The organism is Tichowtungia aerotolerans (genome assembly GCF_009905215.1).
Lineage (GTDB): Bacteria > Verrucomicrobiota > Kiritimatiellia > Kiritimatiellales > Tichowtungiaceae > Tichowtungia > Tichowtungia aerotolerans.
Window position 1 is genome coordinate 3,675,219 of record NZ_CP047593.1, and the last position, 19,184, is coordinate 3,694,402.

The 19,184-nt window shown below is 54.1% G+C and carries 16 protein-coding genes; 8 read left to right on the top strand and 8 right to left on the bottom strand.

Going from position 1 to position 19,184, the window contains the following annotated elements:
* Nucleotides 1-9: 9 nt before the first annotated feature.
* The 6 genes from GT409_RS15065 to GT409_RS15090 all read right to left on the bottom strand — a co-directional run bounded on the left by GT409_RS15065 (nt 10) and on the right by GT409_RS15090 (nt 5,910).
* Nucleotides 10-1,164 (bottom strand): iron-containing alcohol dehydrogenase, encoded by a 1,155-nt coding sequence (locus tag GT409_RS15065; RefSeq protein ID WP_160629875.1) that lies wholly within the window; start codon nt 1,162-1,164, stop codon nt 10-12.
* A gap of 91 nt (nt 1,165-1,255) precedes the next feature.
* Complete coding sequence (rhaM, locus tag GT409_RS15070; RefSeq protein WP_160629876.1) at nt 1,256-1,570, bottom strand: L-rhamnose mutarotase; 315 nt, start codon at nt 1,568-1,570, stop codon at nt 1,256-1,258.
* The gene (locus tag GT409_RS15075; RefSeq protein ID WP_160629877.1) at nt 1,570-1,752 is read right to left on the bottom strand and encodes a hypothetical protein; all 183 of its coding nucleotides are present in this window, start codon (nt 1,750-1,752) and stop codon (nt 1,570-1,572) included. Before GT409_RS15075 ends, rhaM begins: the two co-directional genes overlap by 1 nt.
* Nucleotides 1,749-3,152: a purine-cytosine permease family protein gene (locus tag GT409_RS15080; RefSeq protein WP_160629878.1), complete on the bottom strand. Its 1,404-nt coding sequence runs from the start codon at nt 3,150-3,152 to the stop codon at nt 1,749-1,751. The genes GT409_RS15075 and GT409_RS15080 overlap by 4 nt, the downstream gene beginning before the upstream one ends.
* Before the next feature lie 9 nt (nt 3,153-3,161).
* A complete protein-coding gene (locus GT409_RS15085; protein ID WP_233231574.1) occupies nt 3,162-4,589 on the bottom strand; it encodes a sulfatase in 1,428 nt (475 codons plus the stop codon).
* A 61-nt stretch (nt 4,590-4,650) separates the two neighbouring features.
* Complete coding sequence (locus tag GT409_RS15090) at nt 4,651-5,910, bottom strand: L-rhamnose isomerase (protein ID WP_160629879.1); 1,260 nt, start codon at nt 5,908-5,910, stop codon at nt 4,651-4,653.
* 98 nt (nt 5,911-6,008) lie between these two features.
* On the opposite strand from GT409_RS15090, the gene GT409_RS15095 reads away from it, so the two are divergent.
* The 6 genes from GT409_RS15095 to GT409_RS15120 all read left to right on the top strand — a co-directional run bounded on the left by GT409_RS15095 (nt 6,009) and on the right by GT409_RS15120 (nt 13,394).
* Entirely contained in the window at nt 6,009-6,875 is an 867-nt protein-coding gene (locus GT409_RS15095) for a helix-turn-helix domain-containing protein (protein WP_160629880.1), read from the top strand.
* Nucleotides 6,876-7,064: 189 nt separating this feature from the next.
* Nucleotides 7,065-9,689, top strand: a complete 2,625-nt coding sequence (gene alaS, locus GT409_RS15100) for an alanine--tRNA ligase (RefSeq protein ID WP_160629881.1) — start codon at nt 7,065-7,067, stop codon at nt 9,687-9,689.
* Nucleotides 9,690-9,951: 262 nt separating this feature from the next.
* Entirely contained in the window at nt 9,952-10,749 is a 798-nt protein-coding gene (locus GT409_RS15105) for a divergent polysaccharide deacetylase family protein (RefSeq protein ID WP_160629882.1), read from the top strand.
* 264 nt (nt 10,750-11,013) lie between these two features.
* Complete coding sequence (locus GT409_RS15110) at nt 11,014-12,024, top strand: sensor histidine kinase (protein WP_160629883.1); 1,011 nt, start codon at nt 11,014-11,016, stop codon at nt 12,022-12,024.
* An 89-nt stretch (nt 12,025-12,113) separates the two neighbouring features.
* On the top strand, nt 12,114-12,515 hold the full coding sequence (locus tag GT409_RS15115) for a hypothetical protein (protein WP_160629884.1): 402 nt from the start codon (nt 12,114-12,116) through the stop codon (nt 12,513-12,515).
* Between the two features lie 189 nt (nt 12,516-12,704).
* A complete protein-coding gene (locus GT409_RS15120) occupies nt 12,705-13,394 on the top strand; it encodes a DUF2293 domain-containing protein (RefSeq protein WP_160629885.1) in 690 nt (229 codons plus the stop codon).
* A gap of 35 nt (nt 13,395-13,429) precedes the next feature.
* Here GT409_RS15120 and GT409_RS15125 read toward each other — a convergent pair whose 3' ends face one another.
* A complete protein-coding gene (locus GT409_RS15125) occupies nt 13,430-14,146 on the bottom strand; it encodes a fibronectin type III domain-containing protein (protein ID WP_160629886.1) in 717 nt (238 codons plus the stop codon).
* Between the two features lie 530 nt (nt 14,147-14,676).
* Here GT409_RS15125 and GT409_RS15130 point away from each other — a divergent pair.
* Complete coding sequence (locus GT409_RS15130) at nt 14,677-16,209, top strand: pyridoxal-phosphate dependent enzyme (RefSeq protein ID WP_160629887.1); 1,533 nt, start codon at nt 14,677-14,679, stop codon at nt 16,207-16,209.
* Nucleotides 16,210-16,224: 15 nt separating this feature from the next.
* Nucleotides 16,225-16,611 carry a YchJ family protein gene (locus tag GT409_RS15135; RefSeq protein WP_160629888.1) on the top strand — a complete coding sequence of 129 codons (387 nt, stop codon included), beginning with the start codon at nt 16,225-16,227 and terminating at the stop codon, nt 16,609-16,611.
* A 6-nt stretch (nt 16,612-16,617) separates the two neighbouring features.
* Here the strand turns inward: GT409_RS15135 and GT409_RS15140 are convergent, their stop codons facing one another.
* Nucleotides 16,618-19,179, bottom strand: a complete 2,562-nt coding sequence (locus tag GT409_RS15140) for a glycosyl hydrolase family 28-related protein (RefSeq protein WP_160629889.1) — start codon at nt 19,177-19,179, stop codon at nt 16,618-16,620.
* Nucleotides 19,180-19,184 lie beyond the last annotated feature (5 nt).

The following is a 19,184-nucleotide window of genomic DNA, read 5'->3' on the forward strand; positions in this document are numbered from 1 at the left end:
ATTTTCTCCTTAAAGGGCAGCTTTATAAATGGAAACGGCGTCTTCGAGCGACATGTCGCGCGGATTGCCGGGCGCACACGGATCAACCAGTGCCAGCTTGGCCATTTCTTCAAGTTTGTCTTCCTGAACGCCGAGTTCTGCCAGTCCCGCCGGAATTCCGACATCTGCACTGAGCTTTTCAACCGCGGCAATGGCAGCGTCGGCGGCCTGCTCGGCAGTCATGCCCGCAGTATCCACGCCCATTGCGTCAGCGACCTTGGCCATTTTTTCAGCACAAACCGGAGCATTAAAACGCATAACATGCGGCAGCAGCACCGCATTGCAGACCCCGTGCGGAAGATTGTAGACGCCACCGAGCTGATGAGCCAGCGAATGGACGACGCCCAGACCGCAGTTGCTGAACGACATTCCGGCGACAAACGAACCGTATGCCATTTTACTGCGGGCTTCAAGATCGTCGCCTTTGGCCACCGCATCACGCAGGCTTTCAGAAATCAGCTTGATCGATTCAAACGCCAGCGCGTCGGTCAGGCGGTAAGCGCCTTTGGTGATGTATGCTTCAATCGCATGGGTCAGCGCATCCATACCCGTGGCGGCCGTCAAAGCAGCCGGCTTGGCAATCATCAGCTCCGGATCATTCACGGCAATCGTGGCCAGACTGTTTTTGTCAACCATCACCATCTTCACATGACGCTCTTCGTCGGTGATCACATAGTTGATCGTCACATCCGAAGCCGTTCCGGCAGTCGTATTGATCGCCACAATCGGCAGGCCTTTTTTCGACGATTTAAAGACCCCTTCATAGTCGCGGATATCGCCGCCATTTGTTGCAAGAATCGACACCGCTTTGGCACAGTCCTGAGGCGAACCGCCGCCGAGTGAAACAATGATGTCGCACTCATTTGCCATCAGCATTTTCAGGCCGTCATCCACATTGGCGCAGGTTGGATTCGGCTGAACACCGTCAAACAGCACATAATCGATCCCGGTCGCTTCCAGCACATCGGTCACCTTTTTGACCGTTCCGATCTTGTTCAGCACGGCATCGGTCACCAGCAACACCTTTGAACAGCCAAGCGATTTGATCTCCGCGCCAACATCCTGCAATACACCCGGCCCAATCATGCTCATGGCCGGCATAAAATACGTTCTCTTCTCCAACATTATCTCATCTCCTTTTTTTAAAATTGCTCAAAACATTACAGTGCCCCGCCCGAATCGATAACTCAATATCGAATCAGCGGGTTTTGCACGGTCAGTCCATGTGAAAAACCTCAGAAAGCGGCTTGAAGACAGGCATATTGTTCGGATGGACCTCCATCAGATCAGCCATGTAGTCCCACCATTTCTGCACAATTTCCAAATCCTTAAGTCCATCAGCCGTGTTGTCATCGGTCAGCTTCTGAAACGCAAACAGCGTCAGCGACTCTTCGTCAAAATAAATGGAATAATCAAAAATCCCGGCATCGGAATGCGCCTTGGCCAGCTCCGGCCAAATCTCATCGTGCCGCTTTTTGTATTCCTCAACAACATCGGGCTTGAGCTTCATTTTAAATGCGTTGCGGATCATCAGGCTTTCCCTTTCTTTTTGGTACCGATCCAGAAGGACGCGCTGGCAAACCACACAATGGTGGCAATCAGCATCCAGAACTTGTTCTGATCAAGATCCAGTTTATCCATGTAAAACAGCACAGGAGCCGCAACAACGGCGATCAGTGCAAAATAAGAAATAATTTCCAAAAGCTTTTTCATGCCATCTCTCCGTTCTGCTGAAACTTGCTGATCGCAATGTAGAGTGCCGATGCGAGGAACCATCCCGGCAGGGATACAAAGTAGATTTCCATAATTCCCAGTTTATACAGGGAGTAGCAGACAATCATGGTGACAATCCATGCCGCGCCGGCCGCCCAGTTTATCTTGAGAGACTTATGTTCCGCATAGTACTGCTTCAGGCCCAGTTTCGGGAACACCCAGAAATCCGTGAAGATGACAGCCCCCATGGGCATCAGAAGCATTCCGTACAGCGCCACAAACCCGAGCAGCTTCATCGCGATGCCCGGGAACATTCCAGCGACAGTCGCCAGCAGTCCGGTGCCGATGGTGACCGCGAACCGCGACTGTTTCGGCATGATGGCCTGAAAGGCGAGACCGGCGCGATAAATGGTCGGATTGGCAGTGGTCCAGCCGGCGATGATCACGCAGATCAGTCCGGCAATCCCCGCCGCGCGATAGGCCAGCGGACCGGGCAGCACATCGGTGTTCGAAGGGTCCATATGCAGCTGGAGCGAATAGAGCACAGACGCCGCCAACCAGGCCATAAAGTGCCCGACATACATACCGGAAGCCGACGCCGCACCGCACCATGATTTTTTCGCAAACCGCAACACGGAGAGGTCAGACATCCCCACATGCATCGCCATATTGGCAAACCACGCAAAGAACGTGACATGCCAGAAGGTAAATTTCACCTGTCCCGGCAAAGCCTCGCCGCCCTTCCAGACCGCGGTTTTGCAAAGCTCCCACAAACTGCCGAGCGAGTTGACATCCGCGCCGGTCACTTCAATAAACTGCCGGAATCCGACAATCCCGAACGCGAGGAACACCAAAACCATCCACGGCGCGGCAATATTGGCAATGCGGGCGACCATGTCGTAGCCCCATGCCGCAACAATGGAAATGACAACGCCGACGCCCAGTACAGCCAATACCCAACCGAAACTGTTCGGGTAAATATCTGTCAAAGACGGCATGGGGAAGTCAAACCACACACCGAGCGCGGTCGCCGACACGGTAATCATAGAGCCGGCGAGAAAACAGAACATCACGCCGTTTACAATGTTGTACAGCGTAACCAGATAGCGCCCGCAGATTTTTTCCAGCTGGTAGTAGAGCGTCAGGCGGGCGCGCACAGCAATTGGCGCACACAGAAACATCCAGCTCAACACCGCCAGCAGATTGCCGAACAGAAGCCCAACCACAACATCGAACGCGCTGACGCCAGCCGCCACAAACAGCGGCCCAATCATCAGCTCGGTTCCGGCACAGTGCTCTCCGGCATACATGCCGATAAAGGCCTTGAATCCCAGCGTCTTTGATTCCGGCACTGGCGAGCGCTCAAACTCACCATGTTTTTCTTCCTGCTCTTCCGCCATCTGCGCTCCTTATTTTTCGTTTGCAATTTTCTCCGTTGCCTCAAAAGCATCATGCCCGGTTGAACCGCTGCCGAGCAGCGGATAGTAGCTTTTCGGCAGTTTTTCCCGATACTCTTCAATAATCGTCCGATAGGCCGGGTCCGACGCAAGATTCATCCATTCATTTGGATCTTTTTTGCGGTCATACAGTTCTTCAGAACCATCGTGATAGTGAATATAACGATATTGATCAGACACGATCGCTACGTTTTCCGGACCAAAACTGGAGCGAGCCATGTACGGCCAGTCCGTTTTGGGGTTGTCCAGCAGCGGCTTAAGTGAATGCCCCTGCAGTCCGGAATCTGCATCCAGCCCGGTCAGCGCCAGCAGTGTCGGATAGATATCGAGCAGCTGAACCGGATGATCGCACACAGCCCCTTTTGCAACGCCCGGACCAGCAATAATCAGCGGAACACCGGCACCGTCGCGCCAGATACTGCGTTTGGCAAAGCGCCGTTTTTCTCCCAGATGAAATCCGTGATCGCCATAGAGCACCACGACCGTATTTTCGCTGCGCCCGCTCTTTTCCAGTGCGTCCAGCACCCGGCCGATCTGATGATCGACAAAACTGACACAGGCCAGATAGGAACGCACCAGCGGTTTCCATTCGTTGTTTTCTTCCACCCACTCCATCGTAGGCGAAACGTGCTTCAGGCGGGTCAGGTTCACGCCGTATTCAGGAACATCATCCAGATCGTTGGCAACAACTGCCGGAAGCCGGAGTGTTTCCAAGGGATACAGGTCGAACCATTTCTGCGGCGCATACTGTGGAACGTGTGGACGGTAAAACCCGATGCCGAGCCACAGCGGCTGATCATAATTTTTGGCCAGCTGATTTTCGGCCCAGGTTGCAATCTGATAATCCGGCGTTTGATCATCGCGCTCCGGATACGCACCCCAGTCCCAAAGCATATGCCCGGGAAATCCAGTCAGTTTTTTATCAGGATACGGCCCGAACGCGCCGAAATTCCCGGCATAGTTAGGTAGATAACGGACATTCTCGTCGCCATGGTACAGTTTGCCGGCGGCCGTTACATAATAGCCTTCCTGCAGAAAACGCTGAGGAAGCTGTGTCGCCTCACGGGCCACCGGAGAGTCTCCGATCGGCGGATCCAGGAAATAGATGCCGGTACTCTCCGGATAGCGGCCCGTCATCAGGCTGGCGCGCGACGGGTTGCAGACCGGCGACTGACACTGCGCATTGGTAAACAACACGCCTCGCCTTGCAAGCCGGTCAATGTTCGGGGTTTTTGCCTGAGGATGTCCCCCAAGGCATCCGATCCAGTCGTTGAGGTCATCGACTGCAATCATCAGCACATTGGGCCGTTCCGACGGCTGACTCAACGCAGCACTGCTGCAGAATAAAACAGCGCAAACAGAACCCATCCATTTTTTCATAGGGGATATCCTCTTCAAAACCTCCGTTACCGGCATTCGCAGGCAATAAGGCAAACGCGCATTACGCGCGTTTCCTCAAAACGTCAGTCTCGTAGGCTTCCATTTCACCAATCCAGTCTGCGCCAACCGGCACGTCCGCTTTTTCGCAGAGCATATCCCAAACGGCAGCAAACGGCATGGATTTAAACTCTTCCATCAGAGCCAGGCGCTGAGCTTTCTTACCTTCGACTTCATAGCCCTGCAGCTGCGCAGTCGGATCGAGCAGCGCATAGAGAATTCCTTTGCGGGCAGCACGGGTTCCGGTAACATAGGCACCAATACGGTTGATGGATGCATCAAAGAAGTCGAGAGCAACCACGACGCGATCCCACACATTGCCGCGCTGGATTTCAATAAAGACGTTTTTCAGATCGTCATTGAACAGCGTAACGTGGTCGGAGTCCCAGCGGATCGGGCGGCTGACGTGCAGTAGGATTTTATCCATAAACTGCAAATGGCTGGAGATTTTTCCATGAATGTTTTCGGTCGGGTGGAAATGCCCCATGTCCATGCAAAGGCCCATGCCGCGGCTGATGGCGTAGTCCGAGCAGAATTCGCCGGAGCTCACCACATACTCTTCGGATCCGATTCCGAACAATTTGCTTTCGATGAAGTCAACGCATTTGGTTTTGTCGACAGAATCGTCAGCCATAATTTCATCATACGATTTCGCCATCCGGGCACGCGGACTGAAACGGTCGGCCGGAATGTCTTTGTCGCCATCCGGAGTCCACCAGTTGACATAACAGGGACTGCCCTGGCTTTCAGCCATTGCCTGTGCAATTTTCCGGCAGGCTTTTCCGTGTTTCACCCAGAAGGCGCGAATCTCATCATCCTGATGTGAAAGCGTAAAGCCGTCTTCCGCTTTCGGATGCGCAAAGAACGTCGGATTGAAGTCGAGGCAGATGCCCTGCTCCTTCGCCCAGTCCATCCATTTGGTAAAGCAGGACGGATCCATTTCGTCGCGGTCGACATAGTGATCTGTTTCGGAATAGCAGGCATGAACATTTACACGCTGGGTTCCGGGAATCAGCGACATCGTCTTTTCGAGGTCGGCACGGGCTTCTTCGCCGTTACGGGCGCGCCCCGGATAGTTGCCGGTGGCCATAATGCCGCCGCCGTCCAGCCCTTCCGGCTTGGTTTCAAAACCGCCGACATCGTCGGTCTGCCAGCAATGCAAAGAAATCGGAAGCGCCAGCGCCTTTTCAATGGCTACATCCGTATCAATTCCAAAAGCAGCGTAACGCTCCTTCGCCAGTTCATATGCTTTTTCAACACTCATGTAGATTCTCCTTCTTTAGTTAAAACCGATCAGAACCTTACCACTGTCCGCCCAAAATACACCTTGACGATGCAGACAACTTCTAGCACGATCACGACATGAGTGAAATCCTCGAAAAACAGGACTATTTTGAAGATCCGACCCTGCCGATCCAGATTCATCTCCGCGATCCGCAGCCTGAGTTCCCGCTGCACAGCCATCACTTTGATGAACTGATCATCATTCTCAAAGGAACGGCCATGCACATTGTGGATGGCCAGCCCTTTCCGGTCAAAAGCGGCGATGTCTTCGTTGTTTCCGGCGCACACAAGCACCAGTACCTCGAAATGCACGGGCTGGCCCTGGCAAATATTCTGTTCGATTCCAACGCACTGGGCATGAATCAGTGGGATATTCGCGCCCTGCCCGGCTTTCACGCGCTGTTCGAACTCGAACCCGCCCTGCGCACCCAGCAGAAATTCAACAGCCGCCTGCAGCTGAACGCAAAGCAGCTGAATATTGCTCACGACGGGCTCCGCGAACTGCAGCGGGAAACCGCCGAAAAAAGCCCCGGATACCGGGTGATGGCCAAAGGCCTTTTCATGCAGCTCGTTGTATTTCTCTCCCGGTGCTATTCCGACACCCCGCCCGAGGAATCACTCGATCTGCTGCGCCTCGGCGACGCCCTCGCGCATATTGAAACCCACTATGCCGAAAAAATCACACTGGAGGATCTCGCCCGCAAAGCACACCTCTCTCCCCGCCACTTCCAGCGCATCTTTCACGACTGCGTCGGACGCTCGCCGATCGACTACCTCATGCACATCCGCGTCAGCAAATCCGCCCTGCTGCTGCTCAGTACAAACCGGACCATCACCGACATCGCGCTCGACTGCGGCTTTTCCGACAGCAACTATTTCACCCGTCAGTTCCGAAAAATCATGGAACTGACTCCCGGCCAGTATCGCAAAAACAGCCCGCGCTGACCTGCAATCTGATCAAAAAAATCCGTGAAATCAGGCCCGTTCATGCTACATTCATCGACTTCCTGCTGTGCAGGAAGAGTTATTCGTTATTAGAGATTCGTTATCAGGGAGGATGAAAAAGAGCTCCTAGCGTCAAAAGGCCAGTCCTAATAACCAATAAAAATTAACCAATAACTGTTTATCTGAACTATGACATCCAACGAAATCCGCCAGTCCTTTCTCGATTTCTTAGAATCGAAGCAGCACACCATCGTCAAATCCGCCAGCCTGCTGCCCGACGCGCCCAACCTGCTCTTCACCAACGCGGGGATGAACCAGTTTGTGCCGATCTTCCTCGGCCAGTCCAACTGCCCCTACCAACCGGGCCGCGCCGCCGACACCCAGAAATGCATCCGCGCTGGCGGAAAACACAACGACCTCGAGGACGTCGGCGCCGACACTTACCACCACACCTTTTTCGAAATGCTCGGCAACTGGTCCTTCGGCGACTACTTCAAGCAGGAAGCCATCGACTGGGCATGGGAGCTCCTCACCGGCGTCTGGGGCTTCCCGAAAGAACGCCTCTACGCCACCTACTTCGGCGGCGACGACAAAGGTGAAGCCGACCTCGAAGCCAAAGAAATGTGGCTCAAATACCTGCCGGAAGAACGCGTTGTGCCCGGCAACCGCAAAGATAACTTCTGGATGATGGGCGACACCGGCCCCTGCGGCCCCTGCTCCGAGCTCCACGTCGACCTTACTCCTGAAGGCAACTGCGGCGCCAAAATGGTCAACGCCGACAGCCCCCAGTGCATCGAAATCTGGAACCTCGTTTTCATCCAGTTCAACGCCGACGAACAGGGCAACTTCAACCCGCTCCCCGCCTGCCATGTCGACACCGGCATGGGCTTCGAACGCGCCTGCTCCATCATTCAGTGCACCAAAGGATTTACGGACTTCTCCGGCGTCATCTCCAACTACGAAACCGACGTCTTCACCCCCATTTTCCAAACCTTGGAAGAAATGAGCGGCAAGAAATACGGCTCCTCCATGACCGATCCGGCCGACATCGCCTTTCGCGTCATCGCCGACCACATCCGCTGCCTCGGCTTTTCCATCGCCGACGGTATCCTGCCCTCCAACGAGGGCCGCGGCTACGTCCTGCGCCGCATCCTGCGCCGCGCCGTGCGCGTCGGCCGCGCCCTCGGCTTCAAAGACGCCTTCTTCTACAAACTCACCGACACTCTCGCCGACACCTACGGCGACGCCTTCCCCGAGCTGCGCACCAACCGCGACCGCGTCGAAAAGACGCTCAAAGCCGAAGAAGAATCCTTTAACCGCACCCTCGACCGCGGCATCGAACTCTTCGAGCAGGTCGTCGACGGACTCGAAGGCAAAACCTTCCCGGCCGACGAAGCGTTCAAACTCTACGACACCTACGGCTTCCCGCTCGACCTCACTGAAGTGATGGCCCGCGAGCGCGGCCTCGCCGTCGATGCCGAAGGCTTCGAAAAGCTAATGAACGAACAGCGCGAGCGCGCCCGCGCCGACTACGCCGCTAAGAAATCGGTCATCATGGCCGAAACCGCAGGCCTCGACGTCAAACCGACCGAGTTCGTCGGATTCCAAACCTTGGAAAGCGAAGCACTCGTCGAAGCCGTTACGCCGGGCGAAGACGGCACCTACAACATCATTCTCGACAAAACCCCCTGCTACGCTGAAATGGGCGGACAGTTGGGTGACAAGGGAACCATCAGTGTTCCCGGCCACGATGATAATGATGTCGGAACTCTGGAAATTACGGATACCCAGAAACAGGGCGAATTGGTTGTACACGTTGCTAAACTCGTCTCCGGCCGCGCGCCCGAGCCGGGCGAAGGCGTCCTCGTCGATGTCGACGCCGAACGCCGCGCTGACATCCAGCGCCACCATACCGCGACCCATCTTTTCCACTGGGCGCTGCACAAAGTCGTCAGCGAAGATTCCCGCCAGCGCGGATCACTCGTCGCGCCCGACCGCATGCGTTTCGACTTCAACAACCCGGAAAAACTCTCGGACGAGCAGATCGCCGAAATCGAAAAACTGGTGAATGAAAAGATTGAAGCCGCCCTGCCCGTCTACGCACAGGAAGTACCCTTCACCGAAGTGCAGAAGCACCCGGAAATCCAGCAGTTCTTCGGCGAGAAGTATGGAGATACGGTTCGTGTCTTACAAATGGGAGGAACCTCAGGTTCCTTTGACGGCTTCTCGATGGAACTGTGCGGTGGCTGCCACGTCAGCAATACCGGCGACATCGGCAAATTCAAACTAATGAGCGAAAGCTCTATCGCCGCCGGGATCCGCCGCATTGAAGCCGCCTGCGGCAAATATGCCGACGCCTTCATCGAAGAGCAGAAAACGGCCGCCGCTGAGGCGGAAGCCAAGGCCAAAGAGCTCGAAGAAAAGAAAGCCGCCGCCAAAGCGCGTCAGGCCGAAATGCAGTCGCAGGCTCCGGCCATCGCTGAAGAACTGCTTACCAAAGTCAAAGACGGCCTGCTCATCGAAAACCTGGGCGACACCGATGCGCAGCTGCTCAGCGTCATCATGGATGCCCTGCAGCCCAAGCTCGAAAGCACCGTCGCCATCCTCGGAGGCGTCTCCGACGGCAAAGTCGCGCTCGTTTGTGCTGTAACGCCCGACCTCGTCAAAGAAGGTAAAAACGCTGGCAAAATTGTCGGCGCCATCGCCAAACAGTGCGGCGGCGGCGGCGGCGGCAAACCCGACCGCGCCCAGGCCGGCGGCCGTAACCCCGATGCGCTTGAAGCCGCACTGGCCGGCGCCAGTGAATTGATCTAGCCACAAAGAAGCGCAAAAAAGGAGAAGAAGGCAGCCGATGACTTTGGGAATCGTCTGCTTTTCTTTCGTCTTCCCCTGCGCCTTATCAACGCCAGGGTCAGACGCCAGGGCCAAACGCCGGGGGCAGTCCTATGAATTAATGTTTTCCGATAATTGAAAATCTCCTTGTTCAGCAAGGTAAACGTGTGGCGTTCGTGATTCCAACCAACAACGTTCACGAAACCGGTTGAACCAGCCGGTGGAAGGTGAGATTATCATCATTATGTTTCGCTCCGTTTTAAAACTTACTCCCGCCATCGCATTATCCGTCATCGCACTCCTGTTCTGCGGATGCCGAACCTCTCCCTCCCCGCACGAACAGGCCTCACGCCCCCTTCAGCCCACGCCCGATACGGATTATCAAATTTACCTGATCATTGATGATGCCGGACAACGCCTCAGCCAAATACAACCGTTTCTGGAACTGCCTGTTCCTATGACGATTGCCGTTCTGCCGGGACTGCCCGCTACACAAAGCTCCGCAGCGGCCATACAGCTCCAGTCGGACAGCAAACAGCTGATCCTGCATCAGCCGATGCAGCCCATGAGATCCACGGCCGATCCCGGCCCCGGAGCCATCTACAGCGACACTCCGCTTGAAGAGATCCCGAATATTCTGCGTCAAAACCTGGCAGAAGTACCGGCAGCACGAGGAATGAACAACCACATGGGGTCGCTGATAACCCAGGATCGTTCAAAAATGAATGCGGTGATGGCTTTCTGCAAAACGAACGATCTTTTTTTTGTGGACAGCGTTACAACACCGGCATCCATCGCCACACAGGCTGCACTGGAGCACGGCGTTCCAACGGCGCAGCAGCATGTCTTCCTGGACAACGACCGCAGCGAAGAAGCCATCACGCGGCAGTTTGAACGGGGAATGCGAATCGCGAAGGACAAAGGGTTTGTTGTGATGATCGGTCATGCCTCATCACCTGAAACGGCACGAGTAATCGGACTGATGCATCAACCGGCCAAAGATGCCAACTATTCGTTCCACATGATTGATGATCTGCTTTAAGAACAGGCCGTTTTGAGGCCTGCGCTAACAGCCAGTCCAGAAGGCTGGTCCGGCAAGCACAGATCATCCGCATTTAAACATTTGCTTACCCCCGAAAGGGAAAACTTTCTCTTGTTCCCAAGAGAGAAGATTGCCCTGAGAATGGATGTTTTTAACGGTGAAAAAATCGTTTCCGGAAAATGACGACATCTCTTTTCAAGCATCAGAATAGAGTTTCGAAAACCGCGCGATTGCAGTATTATTCAGGCGGGAAGGAGAGCAGTTGTGATAAAACCATGGCCAACACGCTTCTCAAACAAGCCGGAAACAAGCCCGCTGAAACGGGCCGCAGTATCTTCGTTTTTTTACATCACAATCTGCATATTCTACATACTTTTTTCCGGACAACTTGCCGCAAAAGTCGCCCAGACCCCTGAAGAGCTCAAACAAATCGAAGTCGTTAAAGGCATCGCATTCATTATCGTTACCGGCATTCTGTTTTTCATCCTTTCGTTTGCATGGTGGCGTAGAACCCGCCTCCAGCATGAGCTGCTGCTTCAGAGTGAACGTAAAGCCATCGCCGCCATGTGCAGCGCCTCACTGGCGCACGACCTCAACAACCTGCTGATGTCTCTCTCTGGACTTGTCGAAGGACTCAAGGGAAGAGAGCGAAACGATTCTTTCCTGGTCAACATGCGCAAACTGCTTGAAGAGGGAATTGAAAACCTCGCGAGGATGGCCAGACACATGGCCGCATCCACCAAACAGCTGCAGACGCAGGAAACAGAAAAGATCGCACTGTCTTCCGCGCTGCCACAAATTGTAGAGCTGATTCGAAAACATCCGAACGTACGAACCTGCAGCCTGAAAATCACCGGAGATACCAATGTCCCCCTGACCCTCCACCCGCGACTTCTCGAACAAGCAGTCATCAACCTGGTTGTCAATGCGGCACAGGCAACCGGAAAAAGAGGTAAAATCGAACTCGCGCTTAAACAGGAAGAAAATGTCCTTTTTCTTGAAGTTCACGATAACGGTCCCGGGATTGACGCCGAAACAGCCAAGGCCGTATTTACCTCGGGGTTTACCACAAAAACAGACGGAACCGGACTGGGGCTTCTTTCCGTTCAAGCCTTTGCCTCATCGTGCAAGGCGGAAATCACCATCGGCAAATCGCATCTTGGCGGAGCCGTGTTCAGGCTCGCGATTCCCCTCCCAGAAGCCCCTTCCAGAGGAAGGGAAAAACGGACAGAAAGAATCCAGGAAGATAAAAATCCCCCAAGGGTCACGCAATAAATTTTGAAACAAGCCATTAGCGCGAGCCCGTGATTTGTAGTACTTTACCCAATAAACATCTTTTCTTTCTTTGACCCATAAAATGAACCATGAAAAAAATTACTGTATTAATTAAAACGATACTCCTCTTCCTCCTCCTAACGGGATGTCTTTGGCCTGTACCGATCACGAGAACAGCCACCGGATCGTTTGAACAACAAAACCTGCAAATTGATGCAGTATTTAACGAGTTAATGGGAAATAAGCTCACGATTTGCATCAACCAGAAACCCGTTATTGACCAATCTTTAGGCAATCCCATCTTTCCGCCATACAGCAAGGATCCGGCATGGAAAAAAAGTCTGATTACCTATCAGCCCCTGCACGGAAACTGGCAGGGACACTTCGTGCGTGTGGAGAGCTCAAAAGGAACCGTTTATCCCGGCTCGCAACTGTACCCCGACTGTAAAATCTTCATCGACGATCAATTAATCTGCGTATTCTCTTTTTGAGCACCTAAAGAACCGTCCGAAAGACAACCCGGAACTAACAGAGAAACGAAGTGAGAATGTTAGAATTGTCTGATCCCCCTCAAACAGGCAGGATACTTATTTTACATTCCAATCATCAAAATCTCTGCACCCTTTGAGCTCTTACTGGCCAATCCGCCTCCAACTAATAAAATTTCCTGAATAGAAAAAATGCCGAATCAAAACCGAACACTGAGGCCCGCGCCGCATCCGAAATTTAAATACCTTGTTACCGAACAGGGAGCACACATCCATCCGCCCGCGGACTGGGCCTGTTTGAAGCCGGGCGATGCGGCCGTCACCCGCGCACTGAAAGCGCTCGGTCCCTGCTGGACGGTCCAGCAGAAAAAGGGCCGAAAAATCTTTTCCCTTGGCGTATGGGCGCCGGCGGAACGCATTGAGGAGGCCAAGAAAGCGGTTGAAGAAAAACGGGCTGATCCGGCCTACGCCAAACGACGCGAAAGCGACCTGAAGCGGCGCGCGAAAAAACAAGCAGAGTATGAAAAGGAGTTTTATCAAGCGGTTTTAGACTGGCTCCATTTTCATCCCAAACATCAGGCACTGGCCGAACAAATGGCAAAGGCAATCACAGAGCATGCCGTACCGGTCGGCAGCGGAACCGTAGCCCGCACAGAGCAAATTCCAGTCGAAAAACGAGCGTCGGCCGCCGTGATTGCATGGATGCGGCATCAAACAACCGCCTACGATACAATGTATATCGAACGGGTAAAAGGCCGACGGCGTGAAGTCCGCCGCGAGCTTGCAAAGCAATCGGCCGAACTGCTCGGTGCTTACCGCAAAGGGCAACCGGCCCATGAATCGTGCCCGCTCGCAAAAGCCGTTCGCAGTTCGATGACTTAAATGTCTGCTGCGCCACTTTTCAGGACACAGGCAAACTAATCTAAATAGATTTCGGTGCGATAGTATCCCGGGGCTCTATCCATAGGAACGCCGCAGGTCACAAGCTGGTTCTCTGCCTGAATGTCATCCATATCCGGAACAGGCGTCCAATTGCCCTCAGCAAGACTGCTGCTGTGCAGCAAACGATATTTGCGGGTGCGATTCTCATAGCCGCTGCCCCCCGCCTTCTCCGCAAAAAAGTAAACGGCTCCATCAGGAGAAATTCTCAGGATGGGCCGGTCCGACGGATTCATCGGGTCCGTACCGGCAATAAACTCTTCCAGGTCAATCACGCCATTGCCGTCGCTGTCCGTACTGCTTCCTGCCCGGTGCAGCGAACCAAAATAAAACGTCTCCCAATCATCCGATAGTCCATCGAAATCGGAATCGGGCATGACCGGGGCCGTCCAGAACAACTCCTCGGAATAATCACTTTCGACAGGACCGGAACAGGTTCTCACACAGAAATACAGTGTTTTATTGTATTCCAGATCAGTCAGCCGAACACTGGTTCCGTTGGTCACTGTAATATAGTCGGTATATCTCCCGGAGGTTGTACCATAAAACAACTTATAATAGTGAATTTCCTCCAGAGGGTCCCCGTTGACTGTGGTCTGTGCCGGCTCCCACTCCACAGTAATACTGATGGCTTCACAAAACCAAACAGCTGCGAATATAATGCCGAAAGTCATTCTAAATATTGTCTTTAGCATAGCGTCCTCTCCACTGTTCAAATTATGCCCAAACCCTTGTTCAGAACGAGTCAGACTGGCCTCTGCCCACGTTCTAAACTCTTAACCCGCAAGAAACACCCGGGTTAAAAAGCCTATTTACAAAGGATATAAAGGTCTCAGATACCCGGACGTATATCCAGAAAAAAACAAGAACAGATCTGAAACCCAAACAGGATGATTTTTCCGAAAATCCCGAAGCAAAAACAGCCCCCGATCGCACATCATCAGAGAGCCCCCTAAACCAAAAAAGACAGGTGTAATGGCTGCTTTGTTCCAGCCAATGATTCTTCTTTGAAGAAAGAAACTCCATCTTCAAAAATCATAAATACAATGGCAAGCTATACCAACTTATATAAACGCACATTCTTTAGATTGAAGATTCATTGAAGAAACCATCCTTTCCGGAGAGAAAAAGATGCATCGATCCGCTCGCGACAATGAAACCGCTCATTAATGATCATCTATGATCCGCACTTGTACGACAGCAGTAAAACTGATTGGCTGTCATCATGAAAACGGTTGACCAGCTTTTTGAAGAAATCCTGCGTGCAAGAACACGGGTATACCGCGCGGGGGCGCCAACGCCCTTGCAGCCGATGCGTCTGCCCGAAGCCGGTGCCTGCGAGGTGTTTATAAAACGCGAGGATCTCGGACCGATCAATGCCTACAAGTGGCGCGGGGCCTATAACGCCGTTGCGGCATATCATCAGCAAACCGGCTGCGAAACCGTTGTGGCCGCATCGGCCGGTAATCACGCCCAGGGCGTTGCACGCGCCGCCCGGCTGCTCGGCATCCAGGCAAAAATCTTTATGCCGCTGGCCGCCCCGCTGCTCAAGCAGGAAGCTGTCCGGCAGCATGGCGGCGATCACGTTGAGATTATCCTGACCGGCGACACCTACAACGAGGCCGACCAGGCTGCTCGGTCTTTTGCAGAGGAACACGATCTCACCTATATCCATCCGTTTGATGATCTCTACACAATGGCCGGCCAGGCGACCATTGCGGACGAAATCATGCTGTCCGGAACAGTGCCCGACGTCGTCTTCCTGCAGATCGGCGGCGGCGGAATGGCAGGAGCCGTCTCCTGCTGGCTGAAAAAGCACTGGCCGGACATCCGTATTATCGGCGTCGAGGCCGCCGAACAGGCGTCGATGAAGGCGTCTATTGAAGCCGGATATCCGGTCACACTCGATTCAGTAGACACATTCTGTGACGGCACAGCTGTCACCCGGCCCGGCGACCTGACCTATTCCGTCTGCCGTGAAACGATCGATGAATTCATTACCGTGACTAACGATGAAGTGTCCGCCGCAATCCAGCGCATGTGGGAAAGCCTGCGCGTCATCCCGGAAACCTCCGGCGCCATTGGGCTGGCCGGACTGATCCAGTACACCGCCGACCACCGCGCAGATATCAAAGATAAAAAGCTCCTTTGCATCTGCAGCGGCGCCAACATGGACTTCAGCAAGCTGGCTCAGATTTCGCGTGCGGCGGCCATCGGCACGCACCACCGCCGCTACATCCGCTTCCACCTGAACGAAGAAAGCGGCTCGATGCTGAGCCTGCTGGACCGCTATTTCATCGACATCGCCGTAGGCGAGTTTCTGTACGGCAAGGTCGACAAAACAAATGCGTGGCCGATTATTGCCGTGGAAGGAGAAACCGAACGACTGAACCGGTTTGAACAGGAATTGAGCGACGGCGGCATACAGTTCGAGAATGTCACTCATGCGGCGGATGTGCGCTACCGCATCATCAACTATAACCCCGCCCTGTTTAAAAATCCTCTGCTGCTGCACATCGAGTTCCCGGAACGCAAAGGTGCCCTGCGCGATTTTATGCGAAGGGTCTCCGGCCTGGCCAACGTCTGCTATTTCAACTATGCCTATTCCGGTGAAGCCATCGGTCACACGCTGATGGGCTTTGAGTTTGAAACCCCGGCCGCGCGGGATAATTTCCTGACCGCAGTCGGAGAAACCCGGGTGTCTATTCGACCGGTCGACCAAACCACTGCGGAACGGATTTTACAACACACGTCTTAACCCACCAAAACCTGCATGAAAACAATGGACTGTCCCTGCGGAAGCGGGAAACGAATTCAGGAATGCTGCGGCAAATGGATTGCCGGACGCAAAAAGGCACCAACAGCAGAGACGCTGATGCGCTCCCGTTACACCGCATATGTACTGGAGGATGTCGATTATCTCGTTGAAACCACCCTGCCCGCATCGCGGGATCGCACGCTGGCCGACGATATCCGCCACTGGATGAAACAGGTGCAGTGGCAGCGGCTTCATGTACTCGGCACCGAAGCGGGCGATCGCTCCGACACCGAAGGAACGGTTGAATTTATCGCAGAATTCATCGGCCCGAACGGCACCGACCGCCATCATGAACGCTCACAGTTCAAAAAGGTTCACGGCACCTGGTTCTACGTCGGATAGATCGTCTTACTGTTTTACAATCCGAATCTCATCCACAAAAACCGTCACATCGTATCCCGTCACGCCCAGGCCCTTCAGCACCAACGCCCGAATGCTCTGAGACGGAACCGTAAAGACCGCCTCGAACGGCTGGTAGGTTCCGGACGCGGTCGGCTGAAACGTCCCACCTGAAACCCCGCCCAGCAAAACCTGCAGTTGCTGCGTCTGTGCGCCGCTGTTCAGCCGCTGGGCCGCATAAAAGGATACCGCATAGGTTCCCTCTTCCAGAATCAGCGCCTGAGAAGCCTGCCCCACGTTCTGAAGGAAAAGCACCTGAGCACCTTCGGGCGGAGCCGGGTTTCCGGAAGTGAAGGCCGTGGAGGCTTCACTGCAACCCGCGCCTCCGGAGAAATCCCACGGGGTTCCGGACGGACGATATTCATATCCGTTTTCATCCGAATCGAAAAAGCCCGCTTCGAATCCTCCGTCGAGCAGCGCTTCATTGGCCGACGGAGCGATGTATTTCCGGAGCGTTGCGGAAACGCCCTGCGGCCCGCCGTACAGATTGTCTCGAACAAACACCGGATTGGCGGTGTTATATGCAACGGCCGCGCCTTCCATATCGAACTGGTTGCCGAGAATGCTCACGTACCCGCTGGAAGACCGGACATCAACACCAATCCGGTTGGTCGTGGACGGTCCACTGAAAAAGTTATGATCAATCACAGCGGTATACCCGTAATTCAGACAAATATCGGTCGGAGAAAAGTCGCGGGCGACACCGGTTCCGAGAAATGCGCTGCCCTGCGTATCCAAACATTGGAAACTGTTGTGGCTGAAAAACAGCTGCCGCATCCCGTTCACATAAATACCGTAGTCCCGGAAATTAAAATCGCAGTTGTTGACGTGAAACGCCGGCTCGGCCCAGCCGTCACCCGGATCGCCAATATCGATCAGCAGACCGGTCGAGCATTCATCAAACAGCGTATTCTTCACCTTCCCGTCTTCCGGAAACTTATAGGGAGCGGCGTAAACGATTCCGGTTGCCACACCGGAAAAAATGCAGTCACCGATCATCGGGTTGTAGCAATCTTCCAGATCCAGGCCGACCTGTGCGGACCAGTTTCCGTTGGATGCCGAACCATCGGCAAACACCTTGATGTTTTCAAATTTCGGATACCACGAGTTCCACACCAGACAGCCGGTCTTGAAATAGTTTCCATCACCCGGCTGCGAAGAGCGGACATTCATGTTAATCAGGTTCAGGTTGCGGTTCTGGGTCACGCCGGACGGAGGCAGGTCCATAAAAAAGGCGTACTCAATTCCCGGCTGCATTGCCACCAGCGAAAGGTCCCGAACGGTCAGCTGCATCCATGAAATCGACGTCCCTGCAAACCGCAATCCACCCGACGTATTGTTCACCAGAAGCTGAGTCACCTCCTCCCCGCCGCCGCGAATCTGCATACCGTACTGCGAAGTGTTTCCAATGCCTGGAATATCCACAGGGGAGTTCAGAAGATATGTTCCAGCCGGAATAAAGATTTCGGAATGCCGCGAGCTTCCCAGAACTTCCAGCATCTGTTCAAACGCCGGCGCAGAGTCCATTGTGCCGGTCGGATCGGCGCCGAAATAGAGTGGATTAAAGACAGACGTCTCCGCAACAATCCGCTGCTGAGACGTGCTCAGGGCAGATGTCAGATAGCGATCCACCCGAAAGAGCGCCGGATCGCCCGCGGGCTTGGCGGCATGCATCACCATCTGAACCGGCGCCGCGGTATCGTACACCGCATTGGTCGCAAAAAAATACTCCACGCCGTTCACCGTCACGGCAGCCCGTTTGGAAACCGTGTTGAAGGTGATGGACACATAACGCGCATCACGGTCCGGAATCCAGTTGGTTGCCGCCAGCTCGCCATCCCAGTAAAAGCGGGCAGCGCCGTTGTCCTCCAACTCAACGGAAATGAGAGACGCCGGCCATTGCTCATCGGTCCCGTACGACAGGCCCAGCCCCCAGAAAGCTCCGACCGGCTGCGCATCATTCGGCGGACGAAGAACCGCGGTGAAATCCAGCCGTTTTCCCGTCACCATATTGGTCAGGATACCGCCCTGCGTCACAACCGTCACATCATCGGCCCCGGCGGACGGCAAATCAAACCACATGTCGCCGGCGGCCACATAAACCTCCCAGCCGGTACTGTCATTATATTCCGTATAGGGATTCGATGTGTAGCGGTTGCTATGGTGCCCGTCCTCGATATTATCGCTGGAGACAGCCCGGGTACAGTTCTCGACCGCCAGCAGTTCGCCGCCCTGATACACCCGAAGAAATGCCGGACGAGGCGCGCCGTACGGCGAAAAACTGTAGAAAGACAGGTTTGTGTCCGCCGATCCGAATTTATAGGCGTGCAGCTGCCAGGCAGAGTTCAGATCACTGGTATCATAAACCAGATACATCTCATTCGGCGTGCTTTCCCACGCCAGATCAAACGAAGCCCCGTTCAACTGTCCGGCCAGCAGGAAATCATCTTCTGCGCAGAAACCGATTCCCGCGACGAAACTGAGCAAAAGGACTATCTTTTTACAATTCATTCATC

Excerpts from the sequence above, each read along its gene's own strand:
- GT409_RS15065 (WP_160629875.1), bottom strand. The coding sequence starts at position 1,164 with ATGTTGGAGAAGAGAACGTATTTTATGCCGGCCATGAGCATGATTGGG.
- rhaM (WP_160629876.1), bottom strand. The coding sequence starts at position 1,570 with ATGATCCGCAACGCATTTAAAATGAAGCTCAAGCCCGATGTTGTTGAG.
- GT409_RS15075 (WP_160629877.1), bottom strand. The coding sequence starts at position 1,752 with ATGAAAAAGCTTTTGGAAATTATTTCTTATTTTGCACTGATCGCCGTT.
- GT409_RS15080 (WP_160629878.1), bottom strand. The coding sequence starts at position 3,152 with ATGGCGGAAGAGCAGGAAGAAAAACATGGTGAGTTTGAGCGCTCGCCA.
- GT409_RS15085 (WP_233231574.1), bottom strand. The coding sequence starts at position 4,589 with ATGAAAAAATGGATGGGTTCTGTTTGCGCTGTTTTATTCTGCAGCAGT.
- GT409_RS15090 (WP_160629879.1), bottom strand. The coding sequence starts at position 5,910 with ATGAGTGTTGAAAAAGCATATGAACTGGCGAAGGAGCGTTACGCTGCT.
- GT409_RS15095 (WP_160629880.1), top strand. The coding sequence starts at position 6,009 with ATGAGTGAAATCCTCGAAAAACAGGACTATTTTGAAGATCCGACCCTG.
- alaS (WP_160629881.1), top strand. The coding sequence starts at position 7,065 with ATGACATCCAACGAAATCCGCCAGTCCTTTCTCGATTTCTTAGAATCG.
- GT409_RS15105 (WP_160629882.1), top strand. The coding sequence starts at position 9,952 with ATGTTTCGCTCCGTTTTAAAACTTACTCCCGCCATCGCATTATCCGTC.
- GT409_RS15115 (WP_160629884.1), top strand. The coding sequence starts at position 12,114 with ATGAAAAAAATTACTGTATTAATTAAAACGATACTCCTCTTCCTCCTC.
- GT409_RS15120 (WP_160629885.1), top strand. The coding sequence starts at position 12,705 with ATGCCGAATCAAAACCGAACACTGAGGCCCGCGCCGCATCCGAAATTT.
- GT409_RS15125 (WP_160629886.1), bottom strand. The coding sequence starts at position 14,146 with ATGCTAAAGACAATATTTAGAATGACTTTCGGCATTATATTCGCAGCT.
- GT409_RS15130 (WP_160629887.1), top strand. The coding sequence starts at position 14,677 with ATGAAAACGGTTGACCAGCTTTTTGAAGAAATCCTGCGTGCAAGAACA.
- GT409_RS15135 (WP_160629888.1), top strand. The coding sequence starts at position 16,225 with ATGAAAACAATGGACTGTCCCTGCGGAAGCGGGAAACGAATTCAGGAA.
- GT409_RS15140 (WP_160629889.1), bottom strand. The coding sequence starts at position 19,179 with ATGAATTGTAAAAAGATAGTCCTTTTGCTCAGTTTCGTCGCGGGAATC.